Below are 25,961 nucleotides of genomic sequence, written 5' to 3' on the forward strand. Positions count from 1 at the left end.
CTATGCGGTGAAAAAATATTTTCATCACTTTAAAAACGGGTCAGACCGTTGATATATCAACATTTATAGAGGGAGGAGATTTTTTATTTGATTAATCTTTTTTGAATTAATTTTTTAGGGGAGGGATTTACATGAAGTTACGACAAAAAATCAAACAGGCGAAGAAAGAATTAAGAAAGTTGGAAGAGTTAGAAGAAGGGGAATTAAATAACCATTTTCATTTTCCGTTCCTTCAGAAGAAACATGGATTGACTAACTTAATTAATATAAAACGTCATTTACATTCCTATACGAAAGATGAAAGTATCCTCAATGGCAAACTTACTTATATGGAGTTATCTTGTGGAATGACAAAGTTGTTCTCTGTAAAGAACCCTACTGGTAAACCGCTCTCAATCACGCAACAAATGTATTTTAATAACCATGCTACTCAAGCATTGTTAAACTATGTTCCAATCGTATACGAAAAATACAGTCAAATAGATGAGTTACCATCAGATTTTTATTCTATTTACACCCTCTACGTATCAACAGACAGTAGCAAGTCCAAAAAATTGTTTTGCAAGCTGACAATATATCAATTTAAGAATAGTCAAAGCTTGTATATCCGAGAAGATGGGAAATGGATAAAAATTATTGATAAAGATTAGGTGTTTAAATATAACACCTATTTAATAGGAAGTAACTAATAATAGCGGTGCCGTTGACCTGTCATTTTGAGACATAATTATATATAGGATATTTTGATTCAAAAGGAGAACCCACATGCATACAACGCCGATTAAATCTGAGAATGTGTATTTAACCTTCTCAGATTTATATAAAAAGTATATACCTGCAGCCACCATTTTCTTTGAGGGTGATATATATGAACGAAAAGAAAATGGTCGGCATAAAAATACAATTATTCACTACTATCGCTGTGAAAATGAACTGCATACATTAATTATTAGACTTAAAGATAATAACGTCCCTTATTTAATAGAAGGAATATACTCTCGAATATATGAACCGCTGTAAAAGATGTGGAAAACAGTTGAAATCGCAACAGTCTATTGTAGATGGCATGGGACCGTTATTTAAAAAGAAAACACATGAGGAAGCGGCATATCTTGAATTTTTAAAAATACAAATGACAATTTTTGATCCAGAATTTGTTTTACATGAAATGAATGACACGAACTAAGTAGATGGGCATTAGAAATCAAGGTTCGGTTAGATGGACAAGTAACCAAGAAGTAAATGATATTGAATATGTGAGTTATACGGGAAACGAGGACAAATGAAAGAAATTTTGCGGAAACGGAGATAACTACAGTAACAAAATCAGGAGGTGTATAACTAGATGCTATACTATATTATTAATATGACATAATAGTTGTGTACATATAGTTTATAGCCTGAGTAAGAAGAATAAATATGCTCACAATCTAAATAAACAGTTACGGTATGTGTAAGTGCAAATAAACTACAAGGGAGAAATAATTATGAAATCAACAGGTATTGTAAGAAAAGTGGATGAGTTAGGTCGCGTAGTACTTCCAATTGAGTTACGTAAAACTCTAGGTATCAAGGAGAAAGATCCGATAGAAATTTTCGTTGACGAAGATAAAATCATACTAAAAAAATATGAACCAAATATGACTTGTGCAATTACAGGTGAGGTATCAAACGATAACTTAAGAATTTTAGACGGAAAACTAATTTTAAGTGAACAAGGTGCTGAACAATTGATTAAGGAAATTCAATTAAAATTAATAAAAGAGTAACTACTACAGATAGATTATCTGAGGAACCGAAAGTGGCAGCATACACAGAGTATGCTGCTTTTTTTATTAAAGAGAACGAAGTACCTCTCCTTACGAAAATTTATCAATAATCAAAAGGGGTCTATTTTACTATTAGAATATCAATTTTTGGACTCTATAATGTCTCAGACATTCAAACATTAAGGAGAGATATAAAAGATGAGACAACTGTTATTGATAACTATTATTTATTTAAAGGCGAGTACATCAGTGATGCTTGCCATAATAATCCTACTAGAATCCACATGGGCCTATGAGATGACAGCAATGGTAATCAGTAAAAATATTTTATCTAGTTTGAATTATCTACTTGATATAGGCCTGATTACAATAAACCTACCTCAAAAAGACATTGAACAAGCTAAATATTGAATCAAATATACTAATTTTTCTGGTTCTGCTAGAATAGATTTACAAATGTTAAATTTAATGGAGGCAGATTAAAATGGGGCAAAACGTAGAGAATATCCAAAAGGTCCTAGATTGGACATATGATAAGGTTTTACAAGGTGTGCCAGGCTCAGATTCAGTTTACGAGCTTGCTGACAGCTACTTGTCAAAACATCCGACTAAAGATAAGGCAATCGATAGTTTAATACGCTATCAACAAAGTAAAGTAGGGGCAAATGGATTTGCTGCTGGTTTAGGTGGCATTGTAATCCTTCCAATTACATTACCTGTCAACCTTGCCTCTGTTATGTATATGCAAATGCGAATGATCGCTGCGATTGCACACATAAGAGGATATGACTTAAAGGATGATCAAGTACAAACCTTTGTTTATGCTTGCTTAACAGGTAAATCCGCTTCAGATGTAGTAAAACAGACAGGTATGCTAATGGCCGCGAAAATGGGAGAAGCACAAATTAAGAGAATACCAGGTGAAGTGATCAAACAAATTAATCAAAAGGTAGGATTCAGGTTAGTGACAAAGTTCGGAGAAAAAGGCGTTGTGAACTTAGGTAAAATGGTACCACTAATAGGTGGGGTAGTAGGAGCCACATTTGACTCATCAGCTACCTACATTATTGGAAAGGCTGCCAAAAAGTCATTTATTGAAGGTGGATATGATAAGGAGAACAGAATTATTTTAAACATTTAGTATGAGGCAGTACATAAATTAGGAGGGATATGATGAGTTTTAAAGCACTAAATATATGCGACAGCATCGTTTACACAATCGACTATTGGGAAAGAAATTTAACTAATGTTACCCCTTACTGTCCCGTGTGTGGTGAAGTAACAGAAATTAGGGCTGCAGGGTCAACAGTAATGAAAACACATTTTTTCCATTCAACACAAGGTACAAATTGTCCAAGCATTATAGAGAATCATTCTAAGTATGCATTGCTTACACCAACTACCTTGGATACTACCAATGGTAATCAACTAATTAATTGGACTAAAATAAATATCTGGCATTTGTATTCAAAATGTAAAAAGATTCTTAAAAACAGATTACAATTTAAAGAGTTCTCAGCCATGTTAGAGAAAGCTAAAGAGAATAAAATTTGGTATTACAAAGGATTAAATACAAATACTTTACCATATGTATTAATCGTTAACTTTGGAATTTTTCCTAAAATTGAAGGTAGAAGTGAAGAAGTTTGGTATATCTTTGATAAAAAAATGTATGGTGATAATCTTTTCTTACAAAAGAAAATCACACATATATGGAGAGTAACAAAATTGGATATAGAAAGAATAGAGTTAGACTATGATACAAGTGATACTGGAAAACATTATGCATGGATAAATTTTCAATCATTCTATAAATAGCTATGATGAACAAACTGAGCATTCCGATTGTCGCGATGCTTTTTAAATTACCTTGAATCAAATGTTTTTCACGGAGACAAACAACTAATGTTAACCTTGTCCTCTATTCTTCAAGATATACTGAAAATAAGTATGAACAGAAAACAGAGACTCATATAATTGGTAGAAAATATTCTATATAGACACAATATGTTAATAGCAGCACCTTTACCGATTTGCAGAATTAGAATTGTAAATTAACATTAAAAAAGCAAGAAATATTTAAACTCTTTTGACTATTTTTAAGGGTAAAGTAAATAAAATCTAGCTAAATTATGGTATAATTAAAAGGTAACTAGATAGAGGTTTCATGGGCGGTTTGGCAAAAATTACACCTATTCTCCTTCAGATTTTATGAAGAGAAAGGAGTTGATGCCATGACAGTTTATGAAGGTATGATGATAGCAATTAGCATGTCCACGCTGATTGTATCGGTACTTGCATTGTCATTTACTTTTACACAAAAAAAGTAAACCGCCGACAGCCTCGCATGCTTTGAGCAGTTTACTTTTTCTCTTAGCCGATCGCCTTTGAAGCGATTCGTCTTGTTACAATGACCATTTGGCGCTGGAACGCCGAATGGTCTTATTTATTTTATATACTGTTTCATAAAGAATTATAACATGAAACCTCTGTATTTTCAAAAAAAAATAGTCCTTAAATACTGGTGTGTGTAATTTGATGAGAGAATTGAATCTCTCTTTTTTAATGTGAATTATATTATTGATTATAAATAAAATATTTTAAATAATTATATAGATAAATATGGTATAATTATAATCAAGAGGAATTATTTGCATTAATCAAAATGCTACATAAATTGTAATAAGAAGGTAATGCAAACTATGTAATTACTGTATACCATTAGCTTTATATGAGGTTTAATCGAAAGAAATTGTGCAAGAAAAGGGACTCAATTTCGAGAGGCTTTGTAATCAGCGATTTGTTGCATAGTCAACATTGAAAAAGAGAAATTGCAAGATATTTTAAACAAAAAGTAGTTACTGCACAATATAAGGAAAAGTATAGTAAGGATGGTGGAAAATGAATTTAGATCCAGCAACTTTTTCAAATAAAATAAATTCACTGGAAGTAGTAATCTATTTCTTTGGGATCTCAATTATCGGTGCAATCATATTATTGCCGTTGTTTATATGGTATCTTCCGAAAAAGAAATGATGGGGGACTAAGAATGTAGTAAACAGTAATTGAAAGATTATGTACTAGTAACGGAAGGTGATATTGAATGGATAAAGAAAAAGTGTTAAAAATTTTGGAAGAAAGACAAGTTTATTCTGGAGAAAAATACATTGAAAATGAACAGAAAAAGCTTATTAGACAAGCTGAATGGTATCAAGGCTACAGTGAAGCCTTACTTTTCGCTATTGAAACGTTAAAGAAATCTTAATACAAGAAATTTATAATAAGGACAAAAATTTTTGTATTTAGGAGGTGCTAAATTGTTTATTCGCAAAGACGAATTATATATAAATAGACATAGCGTAGGCCCATTTAAAGTCTACTTGGCGCTTGAAGATGCTGTAAGTGCCGATAACCTTGTAAAAGTCGTTGATCTTACTCGTAATGCTTATGTTTATCTCTCAAGTTCAACGGTATTGCCGTTTGAAGGCAAACTGGATGAAGAATTAATAGAAATAGCAGTGAAATACAATTATACAAATGAATGAGCGAATAATAGTATGTTGAATTGTTGTTAGAGGAATGCGTAAGTACTTGCTTTGCAAAGAAATCATAGTAAAAAATTATACCTTAAGAACGAAGGTGAAGTAGCGTGCGAGGAATATGTATACAGGCTCCTGAAAAATCTAACCTTATCAATGGAAAGGAATATTATTTGTTTCCCCATGGCAGCCATGCGGTTGAAGCTAGTCTTTTTCCACACCCTGAATCGCATTTTGGAACATATCAAAAAAGTCGTTTTCAAATCATTGACGAACAAAAAATAATAGATTTTAGGAATGAAGCAGAGTCTCCTAAAAAATTTTTAGCACGTGTTGTAATGCCACCCTCTAAGTTTTATATCGTTGGTGAAGAGTATATTGTTAGTGAATCAAATGCAAACGGTTATTATGACGTATTTTTTAAAACTCAACCAGATTGTGCACCAATAGGTTCATACAAAAAAAGCGAATATTTCGAACTTATCGAACGATATAGAGAGGAGCCTTCAGCTGCTAAAAAAATCAGAGCAGAAGAGAACGATTTGGTGCCAGTATCTTATGAATCTAAAAAAAAGATATTAGTACATACAAAAAAGCAAGAATTTACTCAGCTTAGTTTATTTTAATAGAATTTTGTTTACTCAAATTTTTGCCCTTAATGGTTTCTAAAGAATACATTTATTGTTACAGACTCAGGAAAATCTTGAATTTTATATTGAAATTAAAAGGAGATTTCTATGGATGACTTTATTCTATATATAGTATCGATTGTTGAATTTTTGGGCCCAACCAAATCAATTATTATTACTATTATCAGCTTTTTCCTATTACTATTATTAATGTACATATCGATACAGTTAGAGCATAGTTCTATACTGGATGTAATACATTATCGAACATTCATAGTAGTCGCAACTACACCTACAGGAGAAGCAATCAAATTAACACTGAAAGCCTGGGGACGTGTAAATGCTGTTGAAAAGGCTGCTAAAAAAGTAGGAAATACTACTGGTGTAAAATTCACCGTCACAGAATCAATAGGTAAAACTCACAAATGATACTATTATAAATATACTTTTAAACATATAACCATAGTTAGGGAGTTGTGTTTATGGAAGTCCTTGAACAAATTGAACTAGAACTGTTTGATGACGAACTACCATTTCTTCAACCAGCGCTCTGTAATAAAATGGACACGGAGAACAAAGTAATCCGTCAATCTGAAGATATATTATTGAACAATCATGTGTTACCATTATTGCGAGGAGCTGGAGCAAATATAGATCAGTTACAAGTATGTGTTCGTAATATAAATGAAACATGGATGGTAGTGGAAGTGGCCACACTAGACATGTGTGTATCTATGACTATCTGGAATAACGAAAGCAGCGACTATATCCACTATAAGTCGAAACATGTAACTGAAGCCTATATAAATCAGTATTTTACGAGCCGCTATAAGCCTGCTCAGGTGTTCTATTTAGATAAACAACTGGAGCGGTATATAAAGAACTTCTTCCACTATAAGACCTAATACGGGTCTTATAGTTCGTTTAATTTTGAAAGGAATGAAATGTGATGCACAACAATAAAGAATTTGAAGAAGGGCTAACTATTAAAGAAATAGCCAAGACTTTGAGCGTCGCTGAAATTACGGTTTACAAGTACATTGAAAAAGGACTTCTTAAAGAAATTGAACAACCTAACTTAAAATATGCTATTAATGGTCAACGTTTGTTTACTTCAGAAAGTGTCTTTTCTTTAAAGGACCAAATGACGGATACACGTGATCAAATTAGTTTGAATGCTTATGCAAAAGAAAAGAAAGTTAGTCCTGAGTCATTGAAGAAAATCATAGCTGATAATGGCTTAGAAATACCAAAGGGTTTTCATGGATTACGTCAAACATACCTAATATCACCTGAACTTAGACAAAAACTGGACAAGCTTATATTAGATAATAGTTTTTCTCATTTCAGAAATAAAAAAAACTACTATAATAGTAAATTCAACATTGCATTATTGCAGCCTTTTGTTATTGAAGGTGGAAGAACCTACCGTGTTATGATTGAAGGTCGTCGTTGGGGCTTCTATACAGAGACAGGTTTTATTGATTTTGAGAATTTTTCGGAGGCAATTCCACTTTATGATATCCATAAGCCGACTGTCAGATCCACTCTTCATGTAAACTTTTCTATACCTAAAAATAATGAGGATGCTTATTCATATGTGGATGCAATTTACAACGTTTTCGGTATTGAAAACGCACAGTTACTATTGACAGATGACAGTATTAATGGCCGCATAAAGATGGCTAATTGGAAAGTAACTGAAGACCTCAAACAACATATCCAAAAGCTATTAGAATTAAATAGCTTTACTCTAAATGGTGAAATGCAATTGATAAATCATGAGTTACAAGTAATTTGTTTTGATAAACGTGTGGTTGTACTGTTAGGACAAGAATATTATGAACAATTATCTGAACTAGCAAAAAAACAAAACAAAACCGAAAGTAAGCTGGGACAAAAAATCATTGAGGATTATTTAAATAAGCAACATCAGTAATTTACGGGCATAATTCCTTATTTTATGTTGTTAGTAAAATATGATTGAACACTGTGAATCATGTTGATATAATACCCATATAAAGTACTATATTTTCCAAATTTAATCTTGAATGGGAACACCCCTTCATCTACACGAAACTGCAATAATATTGTGGTCTATTTCGTGTGAGTGAAGGGGTTTTTTTGTTCATAAAAGGAGAGAAAAGATATGATAAATCTTGCGAATTCATGGGATATGCAACAAATAAAATGCTCACCAAAGAAAGGTAAAAAAGGGCATGTTGCTGTAGGTAATACAGTTAGATTTTCAAGGAATGGTATTAATATCTGTGGCCAAGTCGAATCATACCGTGAGAATACTGTAATTGTTTCCATCAGTGATGAAGATGCAGCTAAACTTCATTTAGAATCCCCACTAACTTTAGTTAACCATAAGAATTACGAAGTGATTCCTTCAGATAACCTTAGACCAGCATCAGGAGGTGAATTACGTGGTTAATAATCTTTCAGATGTTCTACCAATACTCGCACTTGTTTTTGCAATTATTCTAACTTGGAAAATTGTCTCTGTTATAAGATCCTTCTTACTAAGATTAATTGCATTTATCAGCACCTTTCTTCTTTTATGGAGGCTCTTTGCTTTAGGATCCAGTATTTTCAATTATTAAAGAGAGGAATGAACATAATGAATCGTCAGTTGTTGATGCCGCCAGTACAAGAAGATAGAGGAATATTACAATGTCACAGTTTAAATAATTTGCTTTCTCCCACAAAAAAAGAAGAGTTTTTATTAAGACGAATAAAGGCAGTACATTTAGTTAGCCTCAATTTACCCTATACAAAGTCCAAAAAGAAGTTACTTGTAGATCATGCAATCATCTTGTTAGGCTTCCTCTCAGGGCGCCTGGATCGATCCATGACAATTCCTATTCATATATCCGAAATAAGCGAAGAAACGAAACTGGCAGTTAGTCGTATTCGTACTGTTTTCCACTTTTTAGAAGCGGTCAGAATACTTAAATACAGCAAGAGCATCGTATCCATCTACAAGATTTCAGATTTAAGATCGTATACAGAACACTAGTTAGTTTTGGAAGTAAGGTAAATTCGATCGTAAAAGTGATTATAGAAAAGGATTATTAATTAAAAAATGGGAAGGAGTATTTAATATGGGAATTATTGATTTTGTAATTCTAAGTATTACAGGAATTGTTTTTACAACCACCTTGCTTTTATTAATTTTTAGTTTGAAATCAACGAAAGAAGAAGTTAAGCGTAAACGCTATAAAAGGACTTATGTCCCTGTGATTACATTATGTGTCATTGTTATTACGCTATATGTTGCTGTTCTTAGTATAGGAAATGCTACAGTGAATTTAATGAACCAGTGAAACATATTGTTCTGAACCAGGAGGGAGCAAAGTGAAAGAATCTGAATTATTTACGCCTGTAAAGAAGTTACTCTTAAATCAAGGTTGTAAAGATGTTTATGGAGAAGTATGCAACTACGATGTGGTAGGAGTTGCACCAGACAGCGAGTTCATCGTTGAAATGAAAAAAAATATGAATTTCAAAGTCATAGAACAAGCTCACCAAGGAATCGGCAGAGCAAAGTATGTTTATATAGCTATACCTAAACCAAAAAGCGAAATACCTAATCGTTTTGCTCGAACAATTTTAAATGATTATGGTATTGGTTTGATTTATATAGATAGTGATAGCGCCTCTATTGAGATACCAAGTGCCGAACATGATATTCATTGGAGAAATATTCGTGAGGATGTATTGCCACACAATAAAATTATGATTGGTGGTGTAAAGTCAGGTGATGGGCCAACAGAGTATTCAATCACAATAGACGCTGTAAAAGCTTTTATGCGTGATCGTGATTGGGTAACTATTGAAGAAATCTTACAACATGTAGATACACATTATTCGAATCCCAAACCATCATTAGCTGCTACATTGCGAGCCACATGGAATGAATCATGGTGTGAAAGAAAAATCATCAAACGAAAAACTCATTTTAAATTTAAGAATGACTGAAAGATATTGTGCAGCAAGGAGTGAGAGCATGGATAATATAAAGTTTCGCGCAAAAATTATTGATGAATCACATTTAAGTGCTGGAAAGATTGTTGATGTGGAATAGATTGACTTCAAAAAACAAACAGATTACATTCAATGGTGTGGCATTTGAAATGGGTTTTGGCGAGTTAGTTGAACATGCAAAAGAAAATCAATTTAAGCTCTTGCAATATAGTGGCTATAAAGATATGAACGGTAAAGAGATTTATGACGGTCACATTATTCGTATATTCGATGATGTAGATTCGGACGATGGTTGGAATGAAGATGTAAGTATGCACATGGGTGCTTTTATGGCTGGAGATGAAAATTTTATCGGTAACGTGCATTTCAGATCAAGGATAATTGGCACTATTTTTGATTGAAAGATATTGATCAGTACCAGGAGGGATATGAATGGCTGTAGAAAACGTAATTGAGCTAACAAATATTAAAGCACATCTTATGTTCACTATTAACAATGAGCACAGTGAAGATGAAGTGTCAGTGGAAGTAGGATGTGCAGAGGATATTGAGAATACAATGCAACTATTTTTCAAAGAACGTTGGGAAGCGCTGTTTGGTGATCTTTATGACCGTTTGGAATTCGAGTGGGCGATATTTAACGGAATTTCGTTTGTAAATGATGATAATAACCGCATAGGTATGCAGAATTACGGTAATTACAAGCAGGGAAGTTGCTCACTAGATATTGATTCATTAGCAGATAAAAATGCTGAGAAATTAAAAAGGATTAGAGAAATAGCAATCGAGTAAATTAATTGCAATACGGTATTCGAAAGATTTTATACAGTAGGAGGAATTAATTTGGAACACGAAAAAACCTTAAAAATCACTGATTCATTAGTTGGTATGCTTGAGGATTATTCAAGAGAATTGGAAGAAGCGATTGAAAACAATCAACCAAGAGAACCCGAAATCAACGATGCTTATTTATTGGATGGATTATTAGAAGTACAAGAGGCTCTTCATGAAGATCTGATTTGTGAGGGTGCAACTTATGAAGCGTATACATTAATCACTGATAAACCAGTTACTTTATACAGCACGATGGAGTCAATAACGATGATAGGTGGTAGAAAGCTAAAGTTTAAAGTGATGAGTATCGTTGAAGTAAAACCTATGCCAGATGGACAAATGATGATTGAAATTTTAGGACAGGAATTGTAATAAGTATTTAGTTAATCGAAAGATTTTGTTTAGAAGGGTGGATGAAAATGTTCGCTATATTTTTAACATCAAATGACGAAAGACTAGATGAAATTTGTACAGTTAAGGTTGAAATGTTAAATGCAGATGGAAGTGTATTAGATTCTCAATATCATCAAAATAGCTCATTTAAAAGTGTTGGAGAATTAATTCATAATCGAAATAGGGATGGGGTTGAGATGTCCGTGTTGGATTACGGAGATGAACTTAGAGGTATCATTACACCACTCGGTGACTTAGTTACTCATAGTTATGTGATTACGAAATTCATTGATTAAACTATTACTTCAATTTTGGGTATGGGTATTAATCGAAAGAATTTGTGCAGCAAGAAAAAAGGTTAAATTCTTAATTACGGTAGTATTAGTCAATTTATATTCAAAAGATGCATTTGCCAGCGATGGATGATGAATTACTGAACGAAGCAATTGAAATTGTTCGTCATAGAAATGAATAATTCAAAAGTGAACATTGTTACGTTCAACGGAGTATTGACTATGTAAGTAAAGAAGAAATTGCCAGAAAAGATTGATAAAACCGTAGCAGAGATTAGTTGAAAAGAAAGAAACGAAAAAGGGTCACTAGGTTGGAAATGACCCTAAACAGAAGTTTTATATGAATTTTTTAGGATTAGCAACTTTGAGTGATGCAATCTCTCCGCAGTTTTTGCAAAAAGTCATAAGAATTGGTGAACCAAAAGCCATTTTTGAACCAATCGGTCTTATATTACCCGAACTACTATTACCACCAACTTGACCGCTTATAAAGGAATCCTTACCACAAGTCTTACAAACTAATTTATTATTTTCCATAATATCACCTCTTTATGTAATGTATGTAAATTATAGCATAAAAAACCTGATATATTTCACACGAATACAACAAACAACTGCACAATATGAGGATATTACACACTAGAAGAAAAAGGAGATTAATTAAAATGGATAATTATTTATTAGAAAGATTAAACACTGCTTTAAATTATAATCTAACTAAAGAAGAAGCAGAAAAAGAAATATTTGATTTATTTGATAAGGGAATGATCCCTAACATTGTTAAAGCATTAAATGAGCAGTTGGGTATTACGAATTATGAAACTAGAAATGCTTTAGAAAATTTATTATCTGAAAGGGATAGACTTAATACTATTGAATTACTAAATATATGTGAGGATGAAGTTCGGCATAATAAATTAGAAAAATGGCTTAATACCGAAGTACGCATACATGTAGTTGATTAAATTGGGTAGTATTTTTTTACGAACAAGACCCCACTCACGCAGATAGACTTGAGCAAACTACTGTTAAATCAATAGGAGATTAACGTTGTATATGGAGAAAATTTTATTTAATGTTGTACATTTTGAAGCACCCAATACGCCTATAACAATGGGTGTTATGTTTAAAACTACTACTATCTTAGCTAAAGAATTTCCCATTATTTCAATTTTAATTGGTGTATTCTTTTTGTTTCTAATAGCCCGTTCAATTCGCTTTAAAATAAGAAAAATATGAAATTAGAATTGTGAATCTTAGACCTTCTGAATATACGACATGAACGACATGGTGGACTACATTTTTTTGTACAACAGATTTAGTGCGCAACTAGGAGGTGTTAAAAATTGATTGTAAAATCTCTTATAAATGGATTTGGATTAACAGAAGATAAAGAATATACAGTTATTTTTGAACATGATTCTGTTTATGAAGTCGAATTGGATAACGGAAATATTGCATGTAGAAATAAAGATTTTTTCATTATTGTTCAAGAGAACTAAATCTAAGTTTATGGCAAGTCATCCAGAAAATTTAACTTGGAAAATGGAGGGCCTATGAAGACACTTAACAGGGGAAAAATAATTTTCTTCTCTATATTATTTTGTACACTATTGTTGGTAGGTTGTAATGAAGAAAGTACTAATATCTCAAAAGAGCTCGTATTCTTAGAAAAAACTAATGAATATGGGCGTCCATTATTAGTTTTTGAGAGCATTGAAGATAAAAAGTACTACATTATTGAAGTTACAAACTGGGAGTATGACAATACACAATATGAAAATGGGGAAATATTAGAGGTATATACAAGGCAAGAAAAAGATTTAGGTGTTATAGGGAGAGGTTTGTTGGAGTTACTATTTGATTTTGTTCAAACAACTGATTTTGAAGTTTACATCAATGAAGAATGGCATCATTTATTTGAGATGATCAATTACACGAAAACAAAATGAAGAAAAGAGATGTTGTAGGTAACTTCTTAACAAACTGTTATTCATATCGATAATCGTTAACTTTGGTAAAGTTCCAAGTTATTGATGATAAACCATGGTAGGGAAATTCAGATGTTACTTTTCTCTACCTATTTATTTAGGATTTTTATAAGAACATTGGTAAAAATTACAAAAGGAGCATTTATAATGAAATGGTTTAAGAAATTAATTCATCCCTCATGTTTGTGCTGTGGTGAAATAGCAACTAAGGATGTCAATGAAATACCACTGGGTAAACAGATTTTGGAACACCTAATTAAATCCAAATACCTGATTGTATCAAGAAAACATTATGAAAAGATTACTTATAGGAGGTTTTCTCATGGACCTTTAGCAAGGTACCCACTATGTATTAATTGTTATAAGCAGGTAGAAGAAAAATGGGAAAAAGATGAAGCGGAGTTAAAAGCTTCGCATGAAGAAAAACAGAAAAAGCTTGAAATCAGTGAATATTACGAGAGGTTAGCAGTAGAAATTGAACGTAAAGAATTAGAAATACGTGCAAAAGCTTTAGGAATTGATTTAGACAAAGAAATATTAGAGCTTAATACTAAATAAGTAGGAGTAAGTGAAAGGGGATCAATAATGATAAACTGGATGTCATTTTACGAATTTGCTATTACTTTTAGGCATGACCATATTAGAAAAGAACATAGGGGTGATTATTTCCATGCACGAAACTGTGACATGATGTACCACTTTGCAAACCAAATGTGTCGAGATAAAAAATTTCCCAGTACATGCTGCCATTACTTAGAATTAAAAAATTATATCTCTGATAATTATAGAGAGGATATAGTAAATGGATTTGAATTAATATGGCAAAAGTACAAGAGAGCAAAGGAGCTGGCATTGGATTTGGCACATAAAGAAGCATTAGAACATGAGGAATTGATAAAACAGTAGTGCTAACTACAGTACTGCTTAAGAATTGGTAACCCTTTTACGGTTTGTCAGTAATGAATTATATCACAAGAAGGGCGTAGCAACTAATATAAACTTGCAAAGTTGAGCTCTATGAGGTAGGAGGAATTAATGAAACAATTATTCTTAAGATCATGGTGTAATAAGCAAACAGTGATAATATGCATTATTTCACTTGTCCTGTTTGTATCTGTATTTTCAGTTGTATATTATCTAAGTACAAAAAAGTCCATAATGTTGGAAATGAACAGAGAAACAATTGAAGTATCAACACATGCTAAAACCGTAGAACAATTATTACAAGAACAAAATATAGATGTGGCAGCGCATGACAAAATATCACCTTCTCCAAGCACCCCCATTGTTAATGACATGGCTATTTCGTGGAAGCAGGCGAAAAAAGTAACTATTTCAGTTGATGGAAATCAATCAAAAGTTTGGACAACTGAAACAAAAGTGAAAGACATTTTAAAAGAAGCAAATATAGAGGTATCTGAGCATGATTCTTTATCACAAGAACTAGATACTGAACTAGGAGCAGAAAACGAAATATCTATTCAAAAAGCATTTCAAGTTACTCTTGTCGATGACGTAAATAAAAGAAAAGTATGGTCCACTTCGACTACGGTTGCTAACTTTTTAAAAGAAAACGGAATACAGTTAAATGAATTTGATCGTATTAAAAATAACCTGGAGGATGCTATTACTCCTCAGAGTAAAATTGTAGTAGTTCGCGTAGAAAAGGTTATCGATGTAGTGGAAAACTCTTTAAATTTTGAAATTATTAAAGAGCAGGATGCTTCATTGGAAGAAGGAAAAGAAACAGTAGTAACAGAAGGCCAGAAAGGTTTAATAATTAAAACGTATGAAAGCATAAAAGAGAATGGCAAAGTTGTAGCTAAAAATTTAAAATCTGAAAGTAAAGGTAAAGAACCAAAGAATCAAGTAGTTGCAATAGGTACTAAAAAAATAGTACGTAGTAAGAATAGTACTGATACTACAGCCAAAAAGGAAAGTACAGTTAGCGATAGTACAGTTAACCCAAATAGTATGGATAGTAAATCGACTATTTCATATGATTCAACAGAGCCCGCTATTGGGAGTGAATTTTACGTAATTGCAACTGCCTATACCCCTTATTGTAAGGGTTGTTCGGGTACATCAGCCACTGGTATTAATTTACGCTTAAACCCTGATATGAAAGCTATCGCGGTGGATCCTTCTGTTATTAAGCTAGGCTCAAAAGTTTGGGTTGAAGGCTATGGAACAGCTATTGCTGTGGATACTGGTGGAGCAATTAAGGGGAATAAAATTGATATACTTGTACAAAGTGAGACTCAAGCAATAAATTGGGGAGTTAAGAGAGTACGTATAAAAGTAATAAATTAAAAATATTGGAGGTAGATGTAAGTTGTTTGGTGAAATATTAAAAAAGTATTGTCCAACATGTAAAGAAGATGTTTTGGCCAAAGAGGAAAGAGAGATCATTAGAAAAGCACAAAATGAAGGAAAAGACGTTGTAGTTGTTATGTGCTAATACATTCAATTTATAATTCCTAGACCGTCTATTAGGCGGTTTTTTGTGTAAAGGGAGTAAATAGTTAACTAATGAACGACCCCTTCTTCTCAAAAGAAGAACAATACTGTATAATAAAAAATAAAGGCAACTAAAAAAGTTTAGAAGTCTTATAAAAGGGGAATTGAACATTTAAGATATTTTTTAATTCTACTGAACCTAGAAAACACATTTATACCCTAACTTTGTATAAATGATGGATTCTAGTTTTAAAATATCTCATATTTACATTTTTTGTAAAATTTGTATTTAGTTTACATAACATATATTATAGGAAGTTGTTAAAATACCGGAAAATTATCTATTATAACACAAAATATCTCACTATTACAAGTATACTTGTAATAGTGAGATGAAACAGAAATTTTACATTATTTTGGATTGTAAATTAAAAAGCTCTCGACATCATTTTTATAGAGTTTTGTGAGCTTTAGAAATTCTATAGGACTTATCTGTGTTGGGGCTACTTCAGTTAAACCTTGTATATTTTTCGGTACATTATCTAACTGAAACTCTTTTGAATGTGAATGACGTGATAACAGATTAATATTACCCGTTTTCCAATCATCTGAAATATCTCTTATACTGGTTATTACTATGAGTAAGTTCTCATCTTCTAGTCTATCTATTATTCTTAAAAACTCGTATTTTTTCTGAATCACATGTCGTTCCATTTGGCGCTCCTTTCAAACTTATATTTATTAATTCTATATTTATCCTATCCTTCATATATATTTGTATCGCACCTTTGAATTGCTGCTTCCCTAATATAAATTCCAAAGCACTACTCAAATAAATCATAGAGCTCAACTTTGCATGTTAAGGTGCGAATTAGTTTAGCAGATGCATTTGAGTAGTGTTAGTATTGTCTAATAAAAATAATAGGCACTGTTCCTCGTTTAATTCTAGGCCACTTTCAGATATGTAGATAATATTCCTGTTTAAAAGATAATTAATTGCTTCAGTAAAGTTTAATAGTAAATCTGGAGTTACTACATTATTGTATAGATGCATTTCCTCATAATCCACTTTTAATCCCTCAACAGAAGTATATTTTTTCTTTTTATTATAAATAAACAGTAAAATTATTGAACAACGACTATATTTAGGTATGGGTGAACAATACTCAGAGATCATAGTAAATAAATCGTAAGAATACTTAATCATATTCAACCTTCTTTCTCTAGTCTTCTAATATATCGATGTTCAAGCATCCCTTATTATAATCAGCTACAACCAGCACATTAGTTAATGGGCTAAGGTGAGCAATATCGCTTTGGGGAAGTAAATCACTAACTGTGGCCAGCTTTGTAGTTATCCGAAAAACTTTACTTTTATTTTTTTCAAACTCCTGCAGAAGATCATCTGTCAACTCCATATCACTTAAATTAACTGGTATTGTAAATAATAAACTCATTTATATTGTCATCCTTTCATTTGTATTTAGATTAGTGTTCTCTAACTGTTTAATTTGATTTTGACAACTCTCTAATTCGTCTAATAACTCAGATTTAATTTGATAATTTACGTAGCCATACTCATTTTCAAGAAAAGCGATACTATTTCTCAAATTCTTTTCTTCGTTAATAAGAGCGAGTAATTTTAGTTTCTTCATACTAATTCTCCTATTCACAAGCTGCTGAACTATCAGAACTGTCACTTGTTGAAATACCTCTATGAAAAGAAGACGTACCAACAATATGAGATGAGATCTCCATCATAGACTATCTCGCTTTTTAGTTTTCCTATTTGATTGACCTCATTCATTGAACTACCCCCTCTCTGCAAGTCAACTAAATAATTTATTAACTTTCTAAACATCTACTCAACTCCAATCACAGGATATTTTTAGATTTTAGGTAGAAATACATCTTTATACTTCTCTTAATGTAATCCATCTCTATAAAAAGTATAATTTTCCTTATAACCTCTAATTGTTCTATTGAAACTATTTACAAATCTAATTCTGACTAGAGATAATATACATTCATGAGTTCCAGCTAACCCACAACTACTTATACAGATGTGATAGATTATATCTATTCATTCTGTATAATAATTAGTAAAGAATTAGAAATTTTAGATTACTAAACACCCTAAATTTCAAATGCTTGTAACTATACGAAAGGACTGATTATATGTCATTACCTGTTAAAGGAGTAACGATGAAAGAAAGATTACAAAATGCTCGAAAACAAATCAAGATTACTCAAAAGGTCGCTGCAGCTGATATTTTTAATATCCCCCTTGGTACCCTTACTGGGATTGAGAGTGGCAGGATAATTCCACCAATAGAATACGTTTGTATTGCATGCTATAAGTTATTACAACGAAATACACTTAAAGGATTTATTACATTAGAGTGGGCTAAGGCATTATTTAGAAAGAAATCGTATCGTCTCAATTTTCTTTTTGAAGATGAGGAAGACCTTTTTGAAACCATTATTACTTTAAGTAGAGAATATCCTGGTTACATTCTTTCTCCATCTATAGTAGTTGAGTATCGCAGAGATCATGTGAACTTTGTTATGCCAGCTTATATAGAGCGAATTCATGTGCCCTCTTCTACTACACCATCTCGTAATTTGGCCACTTTTGAGGACAGTGTTAAGCATAGTAAACATGTCGAAAACCAAGATAACTCAAGCTGGACTGAATTAGTTAATGCTTTCTTAGATTTAAAGTTATTGCACAGCAATATGGGTAACATTTTAAATAAAATAAATCATCTACAAAACGAAATAATGGTACAAGCTAATCAAGATAATAAAAATTCAAAAGTCAGTAACATGCAAAATTTTAACGATCTCTTTATATATGAACTCCAATTAAGAAATGAAATATCAAGTATGTTAGCAAATCTCTCCATAGAAGAATTAGAACAGGTCAAATCACTTGTATCTTCTTTTGATATTCTTTAATTTAGATAAATGACCTGACCTGACTTTGCCTTGCCAGTCTGTGCATGTACTACACGTGATATTTGATTAATTATGAGGTGTGCTTACTTATTTGAATATTTTTGCTACGTTTATTTTTACTTATTTATTGACTATAAGTAAGGTTTAAGAAAAAATTGACAATTGTATATAGTTGAAGTATCATTAACTTACATATTTTATAACATTAGTAAAGAAATATCTCGTTATTGAAAGTGAGTGATACTATGTTAAATGAATTACTTTGGTTATACGCTACTAAGCGCCAATACGAAATGCAAAAAGAAAATGGCTTAGCTGGCCTAATTGGTATTTTGGTTACTATCTTAATAATTTGGCAATGGAACAATTGGTTTTATCCAATTTTAGAGTCAGTTGGCATCGTTTCTCTGGCAGATAGAATTGGCATGATCACAGGGTCACCTATTCTTACCACAATTAACGTTTTAGGCTTAATAATGGTCCTAATTTTCATTTTCTTAGCTATGGTGGCTATCCCTACTTTTATAATTCTTTCACTAATGAATTTGTTTGGAAGTAATCACAATAGTAACCGTCCGTCTCCTTTGCAATATGGTGTGTCATTAATTTTGTTACCGATTTTACTTCTGCTTTATCCAATCATAAAGTTAATGAAAAAATTAAAATTAATTAGCCCTACAACAGCAGAGATTTATAAAGAACAGAATAAAATTGATACGAAATCCATTGAAGAATCATATTTAGATGTCTTTACCTCACAAGAGCAAAAGAATGATCCTACGGCTTCTAGAACAGTAATCTCTCAACAAGAGGCCATTTCTCATTTAAATCGGGCAATTGCTTCATTAGAAGACATGAAAGATTTTATTTTTGCATATTCAGAGTCTAATAAAACTTGGTATTTATTAACACCAAATCCAATACCACCGTTTGCGTCTAAGATTTTAGTGAATTCTTCCCCACAAAGAACTCCGTATAATTATGGAGAACTTTATGAAACCTTTAAAAATAATAATGATAATCTAACGAATTTTTATGTACCCGCTTCCAAATTAACGATCAACTGGAATAAGATAACGAATTTCGTTAACATTAGTGTTACTAATGAAGGAAGCGGTTTTATCCTTAATTGTTCAGAAGCCAAAACGTTCGAAATATTAAAGGGTAAATCTATTGAAAACTTATTTAAACAAGCAGCGAATATGGCTTCATTGAAAAATTTGAGTTTAAAAGCTCATGTATTAAGTTACACAATTCCTATTGCTTATCCAGAAGAGATGAAACGTTTTAAAACATCTGCTACACCGTCCTATTATCGAGAACTAAAAAAAGTACCTTATGTAGATGCCTTCGCTCCTTTATACCGAGCAGATGTTTTTCAGGAAGTAAAGACTGCTGCTGCTCGTAACAACCAATGGGCAATTGACTATCTAGCAAATGCACAGAATTTATAAACAGGAGTGTGTAATAAGTGTCTTATCACTATCGAAATCTTACTAAAGAAGAATTAGATATAATTCTAATTCGTTATTTTAATAAAACCTTACTAGCTACCCAGTGGGATCAGATGCTTGGACGAAGGAAGCATCATAATTTACCCTACTCAGATACCATTATGAATATCCTTTCGGTTAATGAATGGGAACAAGTTTATGAGTATTCGGTCCAATTACTTAACAATTATTGCTCCTTGCACAATGTAACAGCCGATGAAGTACCTAAACATATAGAGAAGGAATATCAGAGGGTCATCATTAAATATGAGCTGGAACCCTTCTTAGAAAATGTTGTATCTGTTCGAAAATATGACGAATTTCGTAGAAATCATAGCGATTACCATCTGCCAAATCCTCAAAAAATCATTAGTAACTTTGGTAGTTGGAATCAATTTCGTGAAGCTATGAATTTACCTATCAACGCGACAGGGAATCCCGTTGTATACACGGATGAAAAACTTCTTGAGATTCTAGAAGAGCACAAAACATTCTTCACTACCAATGAAGTTTGGGAACAACATGTAAAGGACCATAAATCTAAAACGAACGAGTCCTTGCCATCTATGCAATGGATGAAAGCTCGTATCGATCGCGAGATTTTATTGAAATATAACCACTTATTGCATCGCACCGAAGAAGAGTACATTCGCGTCCTACAGGAGCATTCTCATGCTTTTAGAAATGGTGTTACTTATTGGACCGCTTACGCTCAGAAATACGGTCTACCAGGCTACAAATCGATTATTCGTAATCTTACTGAAGAACAAATAAATAAAGCACTTAATAGTGACTAGAAGCGGCTAAATGTTAGTCGCTTTTTTCATCATGAACGTTACCTTCCTAATTTCCCTTCAAATGAAGCTTCTTTTTCAACCTTTATTAAATTGCTTAATATCACTGTTGATTTCATCTAATTCTAAATCAATGGTCTGTAGAATTAGTTGTTTTCTATAAGAGGTCATACTTATATCACTGTTAATAAAATTAGATAAATGCGTTATACCTTCCTTTTTATCCATAAGACATTTTAGACAAGTACCTATTTCTGATGAAGAACAACTACAATGGGCTGCATCATACTCATCACCCCCTAGAATCCATTTAGTCGTAGTGCCTGCAATAAAAGCAATTTTCTGTACCTTATCTTTCGGTGATACTGCCAGTCCACGTAACCAAGAATTCACTGTAGACTTTTTAACATCACCGATTCTATATCCAAATTCTGCAATTGATAGGTTCAATTTTGAGCGGATTTTTTTAGTCGCCCAGCTACTTTTACCTTATCTGGTTTCATTAAACTCTTTCATATCAAACTTTCTATCTTCTCGCATATTGCGAAACTCCCTTTAATTTCGAGTAATCTATAATTTTGGTACCTAGTCATATAATCCATAACCAGTAGATTCTTTTCGGTTTCATCTTTAGCTTGTTCAAATATCCAGCTTGGCAATAGTACCTTTTGAGGGATTCTATTACTCAACTGTAATTTTTCCTTGTCGTAAATATAGAGGAATCACAATCTTACCAGGTAATATTTTTATCAATACTAAAGGCACTTGAATTCCCCCTCCTTCCCTATAAAAACTCAATATATTTATCTGATTTAATGACCATTTCTGTAGATGGCTTTTCTTTTACATATTCATTTTTTCGTAAAAAACCCATAGCGAGGATTTCTTTATTTAGAAGTTCTTCATCACGATAAGTAAAATGTTTGAAGTACTTTTCGAAAATAACTAGTGTAAAGTAATATTTGTCTGAAGTTAGGCTGATAAACCAAACCTTTTCACGTCTAACAACTTTTTCAACTACTCCATATATAAAATAAGGGACTTCTAATGTCTGTTCGTTCCAAAATAGTTGATGAGCGGTATCATAATGGCATATTAGCTTTGATATTGGTATTTGATTACCTTTAATAGATATAACAATACTGGCCAGTAGATCTGGACTAACACTTTGATACAGCTTTTTAATACTTTTAAGCGAAGATAATGATGAAGGAGTTTCAGGCTTTTCTTTAAGTAATTTCTGATCGATTTCTGGTGGTGGTGAAGCTTCTTTTTCGCTGTTACTGCGATTCACTTCTTTGGCAACATAATCTGGGTCCAATTTATCCATATTCAACTTAACAACAAATTCCCTGATCCCTTGAGCTCTTAATACCTCTTGATATTCATTAACCTTAGATACGGTGTCCTCAAATGTTAGCTTTTTTGCAAATCCACAAGATTCCTTATGAATTGAATTGGCTTTACCACTTGTTTTAAAATGTGGGGTATTTAATACATCCCCTTTTACAAAATGAACTGGTACTTTACATGTAGGATCCATACAAAGAAGGATTACACCATGTCTCTCCGCTTCATATTCTTTAGCAGTGATCAATTTTCCGTTTGCAAGAATTGCAGAATGCATTTTATTTCACCTTCCTTCATTTTAAAAACGATTTTTTGTACCACTAACACGTTTGATAGATTTAAACGGAATGGATTGATAGGACATTCCGTTACCTATATCACCCATAACTATATTTCTTTCATCAAGTACATTACTCCGTATTAATCTAGCTACTGTTCCTGGTTTACCTGCACCAGATATGTACGGGGAATAGTAGGTTGGTAAAGACCATTGCCCTTTGATATTCTTGAATTTTTCATATATATTTTGTTTTTTCTGAACATTATCAATCTTTTGAAGCAATTGTTTTACACCTTTAAGATAATGTATTGGATGCCCTTCTATTCTCTGACCCATAATACCGATTATTTGTTGATTCATAGTGACTAAACTACCTCCTTAGTTTCAAATAAAATAAAAAACCTGTCGAAAAAACATACTATTGGTATGTTCAATTCGACAGGTTGTTCCCGTTCAAAATATTAAATTTACTAGTTACTTGTTTGTGTTTATTTTATCAACAATTATCTGAAAAAACAACAAGATTAATTAATCTATTGGTTAATTAAATACTTCGTAGAATTCAATAAAAGAAGAACTAATTGCGTAGTAATACTCATTTTTGGTGCCATCCTCTATATACCTTTTAACTTTTAGATTTATTTTTAATGGTTCTCTAGTAGTATAATTAAATACAACAGTAAATTCCCTTTCATCTCTTCGTATGAAGCTAATAGATTCAAATGAACCAGATTTGTCAATTGAATTTAATAATTGGTTTTGCGCAGCTACCAACTCTGCATGACTTTGATATAAATTCACAAATTCCATATATGAATTTATATCAAAGAGAGACACGAGTATACCTACATCTTTGTTTTTTATAGAGTAGTATAGCTCGGCAAGTATGCTTTCTTGTAATTCCTCTTCTGACATTTTTTCATTTTTGATAGCGTCGTGTAACATTTCCCCCATATTTTTTGCATCGATGTTTTTTGGTAAAGAACTTTCAATAAAATTAATTATTTTCTTTCTATCAATATCTTCCATCTTTAAGTCTGAAGCTTTTTCAACAATCCATGCTTTATTATCTTTAAGTACCTCTTCTTCTTTCCCTTTAGATGCTAAATAAAAATACAAATAGAGGCATATAATTAAAAATACGAAAATAATAAAACCGCTATATAACAACCTTTTACTCATGTTTATCATTCCTTTTGAAAAAATCACCCACCATTCGGTAGGTGATTTAACGTTTATTAAAATGGTATATAATCTGCTGGATTTAAAACATTTTTGTTCTTTTGGCGGCTTCCTTTGTGTAATTCAAAATGCAAGTGATAACCAGTGGAACTACCTGAAGTCCCCATAAGTGCTACAGTATCACCTTGTTTAACAGTTTGACCTACTTGTACCTGAATTGAGTTTAAGTGTGCATAAACAGCTTCATATTGAACCCCATCAGCCGTATGTTTGATCCAAATATAATTACCCCAACCATCTCCACATTTACTTCCATAGTAACCTATCGATGGGCATCCACCTTTAGCATTTGTTACTACACCATCTGAAACAGCAAGTATTGGGGTATTCACTGCATTAGCTATGTCTGTACCATAGTGGAATTGACCCCAACGCTCACTAAAAGGTGAAGATAGCCTTCCTGCTGCAGGTCTTATAAATCCATTCTTAACAGTTGAAGGAGGCTTCTCTCCTGTCCCGTTAGAATTTACAGTAGCAGCATTCTTAAACTCAGAAGCTTTCTGATTTACTTGAGCAACATACGAGTCTGAATGATTATATTGATAAATTGCTTTATCCTTATTACTCGAAAATCCATTTTTAGATAAATAATAAGCAGCTGTATAAATGGCATCTGCAATATCCCAAGGACTTGCTTTACCATTACCGTCAGCATCAATACCATACCCTCCATATTGTTTTACAATAGCAGGATTATACAAATCTGATGCGGGCATTTCAGTATGGCCAATTGAACCTTTACAACCTGGGTAACTCCAGCCATGCCAAGTACATCTCATGAACTGTAGATGCCCTTCTGCACCAGTAGATGATATCATTGGTTTATGTGTAGAAAACTTGGTTTCAACCCAATGTAAAGCAGCTAGATAATACCAAGGCACCCCAAACCTTTGTTGTGCACCAAGATAGTATTTCATAAATTCTTCAGGTACGTTGCTACCAGGTGTAACACTGATACCTCCGTTGCCATAATCATATTCATACTCGCCTTGTAGAGTCCCATTTTTCCAAGCTGCATAGTTTACCCGTCCACCAGTTGCTTGGTAAAATACCTCTATAAGTTTTAAATCCTCAACACCCATCTTAAAAGGAGGAGCAAATAAACCTTTCTCAAATCTTGTATAGTCTTCAGTCACATCTTCATTGACTATATAAGTAGTTATACGTGTAGATGTTGTTGTGGTAGTGATACTTTGAACCGTATTCCCTTCCTCGTCTGTCGATTCACTGACCGAGGTTGAAGTTTCAGTTACCCAATCACCCACTACCTGCTCAGGTGTCCCAATCATTATATGATCCCAAGCTTCAACTCTTATTAATAGTTCAACATTAAATGGCTCGCTAGATTCAGTTGTTGTACAATGTCCATCTGTACATGTTGTGGTTTCTGTCTCTATCAAACCTTGCTTAGTTTCATAGGTAAAAATGGGTTTCAAAGCTTCTGCTATGTCAAACATTGCTTTTTCAATGTCTATATCATCATGTTCTGTATAGTAAATTTGAACAGCAGCAATGATGAGCTGGAAGGGTACTTTATATTTTTGTTGTTCTGGTCTATTTGGATCAACAGTTGTATCTGCAGCAGCGAATGCATATTCCCTAATAACTTCAGCATCTTCCCCAAGAGAATCATCTTCACTTAGAATAACTGTTGTCATTATGAAAATGAAAATGATTACAAGCAAAATAGCTCCAATGGCAAGTACATAGGGTCCTAACACCGTTGCTAAGAACCCCATTATTGCCTTCATAGCCGCAGCAATAGCTTTTACAGCTACTTTAATTGCTGTTTTTGCAGCATTTTTTATGAATTTTTTTGCTAGTTTTTTTCCCTGTTTAGATACTTCCTTTTTAACCTTTTCTTTTGCTACTTGCGATACAGTTGGTTGTTGTTCCTCATTGTCAGAATGATTCATCTAAACATACACCTCTTTCTGTAT

The 25,961-nt window shown here is 32.6% G+C and carries 41 protein-coding genes; 32 read left to right on the top strand and 9 right to left on the bottom strand.

Features of this window, described 5'->3' with window-relative positions; genetic code table 11:
- Positions 1-131 precede the first annotated feature (131 nt).
- From EW028_RS20795 to EW028_RS20885, 21 genes are all read left to right on the top strand, one after another.
- Positions 132-650 (top strand): hypothetical protein, encoded by a 519-nt coding sequence (locus tag EW028_RS20795; RefSeq protein WP_131522207.1) that lies wholly within the window; start codon positions 132-134, stop codon positions 648-650.
- A 115-nt stretch (positions 651-765) separates the two neighbouring features.
- The gene (locus EW028_RS20800; RefSeq protein ID WP_131522208.1) at positions 766-1,020 is read left to right on the top strand and encodes a hypothetical protein; all 255 of its coding nucleotides are present in this window, start codon (positions 766-768) and stop codon (positions 1,018-1,020) included.
- A gap of 16 nt (positions 1,021-1,036) precedes the next feature.
- Positions 1,037-1,186 carry a hypothetical protein gene (locus EW028_RS25390; protein ID WP_193767425.1) on the top strand — a complete coding sequence of 50 codons (150 nt, stop codon included), beginning with the start codon at positions 1,037-1,039 and terminating at the stop codon, positions 1,184-1,186.
- A gap of 301 nt (positions 1,187-1,487) precedes the next feature.
- Entirely contained in the window at positions 1,488-1,769 is a 282-nt protein-coding gene (locus EW028_RS20805) for a transition state genes transcriptional regulator AbrB (RefSeq protein ID WP_131522209.1), read from the top strand.
- Between the two features lie 198 nt (positions 1,770-1,967).
- Positions 1,968-2,180 (top strand): hypothetical protein, encoded by a 213-nt coding sequence (locus EW028_RS20810; protein ID WP_131522210.1) that lies wholly within the window; start codon positions 1,968-1,970, stop codon positions 2,178-2,180.
- 73 nt (positions 2,181-2,253) lie between these two features.
- Positions 2,254-2,910 carry an EcsC family protein gene (locus tag EW028_RS20815; RefSeq protein WP_131522211.1) on the top strand — a complete coding sequence of 219 codons (657 nt, stop codon included), beginning with the start codon at positions 2,254-2,256 and terminating at the stop codon, positions 2,908-2,910.
- Positions 2,911-2,942: 32 nt separating this feature from the next.
- Positions 2,943-3,587, top strand: coding sequence for a competence protein CoiA family protein (locus EW028_RS20820; protein WP_131522212.1), 645 nt, complete (start codon positions 2,943-2,945; stop codon positions 3,585-3,587).
- Positions 3,588-4,872: 1,285 nt separating this feature from the next.
- Entirely contained in the window at positions 4,873-5,034 is a 162-nt protein-coding gene (locus EW028_RS25395) for a hypothetical protein (protein ID WP_193767426.1), read from the top strand.
- A 52-nt stretch (positions 5,035-5,086) separates the two neighbouring features.
- Complete coding sequence (locus EW028_RS20825; protein ID WP_131522213.1) at positions 5,087-5,314, top strand: hypothetical protein; 228 nt, start codon at positions 5,087-5,089, stop codon at positions 5,312-5,314.
- Between the two features lie 104 nt (positions 5,315-5,418).
- Positions 5,419-5,934 (top strand): hypothetical protein, encoded by a 516-nt coding sequence (locus tag EW028_RS20830; RefSeq protein WP_131522214.1) that lies wholly within the window; start codon positions 5,419-5,421, stop codon positions 5,932-5,934.
- A gap of 111 nt (positions 5,935-6,045) precedes the next feature.
- The gene (locus tag EW028_RS20835; protein WP_131522215.1) at positions 6,046-6,366 is read left to right on the top strand and encodes a hypothetical protein; all 321 of its coding nucleotides are present in this window, start codon (positions 6,046-6,048) and stop codon (positions 6,364-6,366) included.
- Between the two features lie 53 nt (positions 6,367-6,419).
- On the top strand, positions 6,420-6,842 hold the full coding sequence (locus EW028_RS20840; protein ID WP_131522216.1) for a hypothetical protein: 423 nt from the start codon (positions 6,420-6,422) through the stop codon (positions 6,840-6,842).
- Between the two features lie 44 nt (positions 6,843-6,886).
- On the top strand, positions 6,887-7,876 hold the full coding sequence (locus EW028_RS20845; RefSeq protein WP_227744994.1) for a DNA-binding protein: 990 nt from the start codon (positions 6,887-6,889) through the stop codon (positions 7,874-7,876).
- 210 nt (positions 7,877-8,086) lie between these two features.
- The gene (locus EW028_RS20850) at positions 8,087-8,377 is read left to right on the top strand and encodes a DUF2187 family protein (protein ID WP_227744995.1); all 291 of its coding nucleotides are present in this window, start codon (positions 8,087-8,089) and stop codon (positions 8,375-8,377) included.
- A gap of 204 nt (positions 8,378-8,581) precedes the next feature.
- Positions 8,582-8,962: a hypothetical protein gene (locus EW028_RS20855; protein ID WP_193767427.1), complete on the top strand. Its 381-nt coding sequence runs from the start codon at positions 8,582-8,584 to the stop codon at positions 8,960-8,962.
- 85 nt (positions 8,963-9,047) lie between these two features.
- Positions 9,048-9,269: a hypothetical protein gene (locus EW028_RS20860; protein WP_131522219.1), complete on the top strand. Its 222-nt coding sequence runs from the start codon at positions 9,048-9,050 to the stop codon at positions 9,267-9,269.
- Between the two features lie 31 nt (positions 9,270-9,300).
- A complete protein-coding gene (locus EW028_RS20865) occupies positions 9,301-9,924 on the top strand; it encodes a hypothetical protein (RefSeq protein ID WP_131522220.1) in 624 nt (207 codons plus the stop codon).
- A gap of 95 nt (positions 9,925-10,019) precedes the next feature.
- Entirely contained in the window at positions 10,020-10,331 is a 312-nt protein-coding gene (locus EW028_RS20870) for a YopX family protein (RefSeq protein WP_131522221.1), read from the top strand.
- A 31-nt stretch (positions 10,332-10,362) separates the two neighbouring features.
- Positions 10,363-10,722 (top strand): hypothetical protein, encoded by a 360-nt coding sequence (locus tag EW028_RS20875; RefSeq protein WP_131522222.1) that lies wholly within the window; start codon positions 10,363-10,365, stop codon positions 10,720-10,722.
- Between the two features lie 51 nt (positions 10,723-10,773).
- Positions 10,774-11,136 (top strand): hypothetical protein, encoded by a 363-nt coding sequence (locus tag EW028_RS20880; RefSeq protein ID WP_131522223.1) that lies wholly within the window; start codon positions 10,774-10,776, stop codon positions 11,134-11,136.
- 47 nt (positions 11,137-11,183) lie between these two features.
- On the top strand, positions 11,184-11,453 hold the full coding sequence (locus tag EW028_RS20885; protein WP_131522224.1) for a hypothetical protein: 270 nt from the start codon (positions 11,184-11,186) through the stop codon (positions 11,451-11,453).
- Between the two features lie 333 nt (positions 11,454-11,786).
- On the opposite strand, the gene EW028_RS20890 is transcribed toward EW028_RS20885, so the two are convergent.
- Complete coding sequence (locus EW028_RS20890; protein ID WP_004225113.1) at positions 11,787-11,987, bottom strand: hypothetical protein; 201 nt, start codon at positions 11,985-11,987, stop codon at positions 11,787-11,789.
- Positions 11,988-12,115: 128 nt separating this feature from the next.
- On the opposite strand from EW028_RS20890, the gene EW028_RS20895 reads away from it, so the two are divergent.
- From EW028_RS20895 to EW028_RS25935, 8 genes are all read left to right on the top strand, one after another.
- Complete coding sequence (locus tag EW028_RS20895) at positions 12,116-12,415, top strand: hypothetical protein (protein WP_131522225.1); 300 nt, start codon at positions 12,116-12,118, stop codon at positions 12,413-12,415.
- Between the two features lie 91 nt (positions 12,416-12,506).
- Positions 12,507-12,689 (top strand): hypothetical protein, encoded by a 183-nt coding sequence (locus EW028_RS20900; protein WP_131522226.1) that lies wholly within the window; start codon positions 12,507-12,509, stop codon positions 12,687-12,689.
- A 107-nt stretch (positions 12,690-12,796) separates the two neighbouring features.
- Positions 12,797-12,952 (top strand): hypothetical protein, encoded by a 156-nt coding sequence (locus EW028_RS25400; RefSeq protein ID WP_193767428.1) that lies wholly within the window; start codon positions 12,797-12,799, stop codon positions 12,950-12,952.
- Positions 12,953-13,006: 54 nt separating this feature from the next.
- Entirely contained in the window at positions 13,007-13,402 is a 396-nt protein-coding gene (locus tag EW028_RS20905; RefSeq protein ID WP_227744996.1) for a hypothetical protein, read from the top strand.
- A gap of 186 nt (positions 13,403-13,588) precedes the next feature.
- On the top strand, positions 13,589-13,999 hold the full coding sequence (locus tag EW028_RS20910; protein ID WP_131522227.1) for a hypothetical protein: 411 nt from the start codon (positions 13,589-13,591) through the stop codon (positions 13,997-13,999).
- A 27-nt stretch (positions 14,000-14,026) separates the two neighbouring features.
- Positions 14,027-14,347: a YozE family protein gene (locus EW028_RS20915; protein ID WP_131522228.1), complete on the top strand. Its 321-nt coding sequence runs from the start codon at positions 14,027-14,029 to the stop codon at positions 14,345-14,347.
- 129 nt (positions 14,348-14,476) lie between these two features.
- A complete protein-coding gene (locus EW028_RS20920) occupies positions 14,477-15,754 on the top strand; it encodes a G5 and 3D domain-containing protein (protein WP_131522229.1) in 1,278 nt (425 codons plus the stop codon).
- Between the two features lie 22 nt (positions 15,755-15,776).
- Positions 15,777-15,902, top strand: coding sequence for a hypothetical protein (locus EW028_RS25935; protein WP_255501747.1), 126 nt, complete (start codon positions 15,777-15,779; stop codon positions 15,900-15,902).
- A gap of 410 nt (positions 15,903-16,312) precedes the next feature.
- Here EW028_RS25935 and EW028_RS20925 read toward each other — a convergent pair whose 3' ends face one another.
- The 3 genes from EW028_RS20925 to EW028_RS20935 form a co-directional block, all read right to left on the bottom strand.
- Positions 16,313-16,615, bottom strand: coding sequence for a hypothetical protein (locus tag EW028_RS20925; protein WP_131522230.1), 303 nt, complete (start codon positions 16,613-16,615; stop codon positions 16,313-16,315).
- A 509-nt stretch (positions 16,616-17,124) separates the two neighbouring features.
- Positions 17,125-17,358: a hypothetical protein gene (locus EW028_RS20930; RefSeq protein WP_131522231.1), complete on the bottom strand. Its 234-nt coding sequence runs from the start codon at positions 17,356-17,358 to the stop codon at positions 17,125-17,127.
- Complete coding sequence (locus tag EW028_RS20935; protein ID WP_131522232.1) at positions 17,359-17,556, bottom strand: hypothetical protein; 198 nt, start codon at positions 17,554-17,556, stop codon at positions 17,359-17,361. It abuts the gene before it with no gap.
- A 523-nt stretch (positions 17,557-18,079) separates the two neighbouring features.
- On the opposite strand from EW028_RS20935, the gene EW028_RS20940 reads away from it, so the two are divergent.
- From EW028_RS20940 to EW028_RS20950, 3 genes are all read left to right on the top strand, one after another.
- Positions 18,080-18,862, top strand: a complete 783-nt coding sequence (locus EW028_RS20940; protein ID WP_193767429.1) for a helix-turn-helix domain-containing protein — start codon at positions 18,080-18,082, stop codon at positions 18,860-18,862.
- 245 nt (positions 18,863-19,107) lie between these two features.
- Entirely contained in the window at positions 19,108-20,316 is a 1,209-nt protein-coding gene (locus tag EW028_RS20945) for a hypothetical protein (protein ID WP_131522234.1), read from the top strand.
- Positions 20,317-20,333: 17 nt separating this feature from the next.
- Positions 20,334-21,152, top strand: coding sequence for a hypothetical protein (locus EW028_RS20950; protein WP_131522235.1), 819 nt, complete (start codon positions 20,334-20,336; stop codon positions 21,150-21,152).
- A gap of 75 nt (positions 21,153-21,227) precedes the next feature.
- On the opposite strand, the gene EW028_RS20955 is transcribed toward EW028_RS20950, so the two are convergent.
- The 5 genes from EW028_RS20955 to EW028_RS20975 form a co-directional block, all read right to left on the bottom strand.
- Positions 21,228-21,599, bottom strand: coding sequence for a hypothetical protein (locus tag EW028_RS20955; protein ID WP_193767430.1), 372 nt, complete (start codon positions 21,597-21,599; stop codon positions 21,228-21,230).
- Between the two features lie 334 nt (positions 21,600-21,933).
- Entirely contained in the window at positions 21,934-22,776 is an 843-nt protein-coding gene (locus EW028_RS20960; protein ID WP_131522237.1) for a hypothetical protein, read from the bottom strand.
- A gap of 21 nt (positions 22,777-22,797) precedes the next feature.
- On the bottom strand, positions 22,798-23,139 hold the full coding sequence (locus EW028_RS20965; protein WP_131522238.1) for a hypothetical protein: 342 nt from the start codon (positions 23,137-23,139) through the stop codon (positions 22,798-22,800).
- Positions 23,140-23,319: 180 nt separating this feature from the next.
- Positions 23,320-23,961, bottom strand: coding sequence for a hypothetical protein (locus tag EW028_RS20970; protein ID WP_131522239.1), 642 nt, complete (start codon positions 23,959-23,961; stop codon positions 23,320-23,322).
- Positions 23,962-24,017: 56 nt separating this feature from the next.
- Positions 24,018-25,937 carry a peptidoglycan DD-metalloendopeptidase family protein gene (locus tag EW028_RS20975; protein WP_131522240.1) on the bottom strand — a complete coding sequence of 640 codons (1,920 nt, stop codon included), beginning with the start codon at positions 25,935-25,937 and terminating at the stop codon, positions 24,018-24,020.
- Positions 25,938-25,961: the final 24 nt, after the last annotated feature.

It is taken from the genome of Lysinibacillus sp. OL1 (assembly GCF_004332175.1).
GTDB lineage: Bacteria > Bacillota > Bacilli > Bacillales_A > Planococcaceae > Lysinibacillus > Lysinibacillus capsici.

Coding starts and splice junctions, on each gene's coding strand:
- EW028_RS20960 (WP_131522237.1), bottom strand. CDS start 22,776: ATGCATTCTGCAATTCTTGCAAACGGAAAATTGATCACTGCTAAAGAA.
- EW028_RS20835 (WP_131522215.1), top strand. CDS start 6,046: ATGGATGACTTTATTCTATATATAGTATCGATTGTTGAATTTTTGGGC.
- EW028_RS20915 (WP_131522228.1), top strand. CDS start 14,027: ATGATAAACTGGATGTCATTTTACGAATTTGCTATTACTTTTAGGCAT.
- EW028_RS20850 (WP_227744995.1), top strand. CDS start 8,087: ATGATAAATCTTGCGAATTCATGGGATATGCAACAAATAAAATGCTCA.
- EW028_RS20910 (WP_131522227.1), top strand. CDS start 13,589: ATGAAATGGTTTAAGAAATTAATTCATCCCTCATGTTTGTGCTGTGGT.
- EW028_RS20975 (WP_131522240.1), bottom strand. CDS start 25,937: ATGAATCATTCTGACAATGAGGAACAACAACCAACTGTATCGCAAGTA.
- EW028_RS20900 (WP_131522226.1), top strand. CDS start 12,507: ATGGAGAAAATTTTATTTAATGTTGTACATTTTGAAGCACCCAATACG.
- EW028_RS20805 (WP_131522209.1), top strand. CDS start 1,488: ATGAAATCAACAGGTATTGTAAGAAAAGTGGATGAGTTAGGTCGCGTA.
- EW028_RS20905 (WP_227744996.1), top strand. CDS start 13,007: ATGAAGACACTTAACAGGGGAAAAATAATTTTCTTCTCTATATTATTT.
- EW028_RS20970 (WP_131522239.1), bottom strand. CDS start 23,961: ATGAGTAAAAGGTTGTTATATAGCGGTTTTATTATTTTCGTATTTTTA.
- EW028_RS20870 (WP_131522221.1), top strand. CDS start 10,020: ATGTGGAATAGATTGACTTCAAAAAACAAACAGATTACATTCAATGGT.
- EW028_RS20930 (WP_131522231.1), bottom strand. CDS start 17,358: ATGAGTTTATTATTTACAATACCAGTTAATTTAAGTGATATGGAGTTG.
- EW028_RS20885 (WP_131522224.1), top strand. CDS start 11,184: ATGTTCGCTATATTTTTAACATCAAATGACGAAAGACTAGATGAAATT.
- EW028_RS20895 (WP_131522225.1), top strand. CDS start 12,116: ATGGATAATTATTTATTAGAAAGATTAAACACTGCTTTAAATTATAAT.
- EW028_RS20855 (WP_193767427.1), top strand. CDS start 8,582: ATGCCGCCAGTACAAGAAGATAGAGGAATATTACAATGTCACAGTTTA.
- EW028_RS20940 (WP_193767429.1), top strand. CDS start 18,080: ATGTCATTACCTGTTAAAGGAGTAACGATGAAAGAAAGATTACAAAAT.
- EW028_RS20935 (WP_131522232.1), bottom strand. CDS start 17,556: ATGAAGAAACTAAAATTACTCGCTCTTATTAACGAAGAAAAGAATTTG.
- EW028_RS20815 (WP_131522211.1), top strand. CDS start 2,254: ATGGGGCAAAACGTAGAGAATATCCAAAAGGTCCTAGATTGGACATAT.
- EW028_RS20890 (WP_004225113.1), bottom strand. CDS start 11,987: ATGGAAAATAATAAATTAGTTTGTAAGACTTGTGGTAAGGATTCCTTT.
- EW028_RS20840 (WP_131522216.1), top strand. CDS start 6,420: ATGGAAGTCCTTGAACAAATTGAACTAGAACTGTTTGATGACGAACTA.
- EW028_RS20875 (WP_131522222.1), top strand. CDS start 10,363: ATGGCTGTAGAAAACGTAATTGAGCTAACAAATATTAAAGCACATCTT.
- EW028_RS20965 (WP_131522238.1), bottom strand. CDS start 23,139: ATGAATCAACAAATAATCGGTATTATGGGTCAGAGAATAGAAGGGCAT.
- EW028_RS25395 (WP_193767426.1), top strand. CDS start 4,873: ATGGATAAAGAAAAAGTGTTAAAAATTTTGGAAGAAAGACAAGTTTAT.
- EW028_RS20820 (WP_131522212.1), top strand. CDS start 2,943: ATGAGTTTTAAAGCACTAAATATATGCGACAGCATCGTTTACACAATC.
- EW028_RS20925 (WP_131522230.1), bottom strand. CDS start 16,615: ATGGAACGACATGTGATTCAGAAAAAATACGAGTTTTTAAGAATAATA.
- EW028_RS20920 (WP_131522229.1), top strand. CDS start 14,477: ATGAAACAATTATTCTTAAGATCATGGTGTAATAAGCAAACAGTGATA.
- EW028_RS20800 (WP_131522208.1), top strand. CDS start 766: ATGCATACAACGCCGATTAAATCTGAGAATGTGTATTTAACCTTCTCA.
- EW028_RS20860 (WP_131522219.1), top strand. CDS start 9,048: ATGGGAATTATTGATTTTGTAATTCTAAGTATTACAGGAATTGTTTTT.
- EW028_RS20945 (WP_131522234.1), top strand. CDS start 19,108: ATGTTAAATGAATTACTTTGGTTATACGCTACTAAGCGCCAATACGAA.
- EW028_RS20810 (WP_131522210.1), top strand. CDS start 1,968: ATGAGACAACTGTTATTGATAACTATTATTTATTTAAAGGCGAGTACA.
- EW028_RS20845 (WP_227744994.1), top strand. CDS start 6,887: ATGCACAACAATAAAGAATTTGAAGAAGGGCTAACTATTAAAGAAATA.
- EW028_RS20795 (WP_131522207.1), top strand. CDS start 132: ATGAAGTTACGACAAAAAATCAAACAGGCGAAGAAAGAATTAAGAAAG.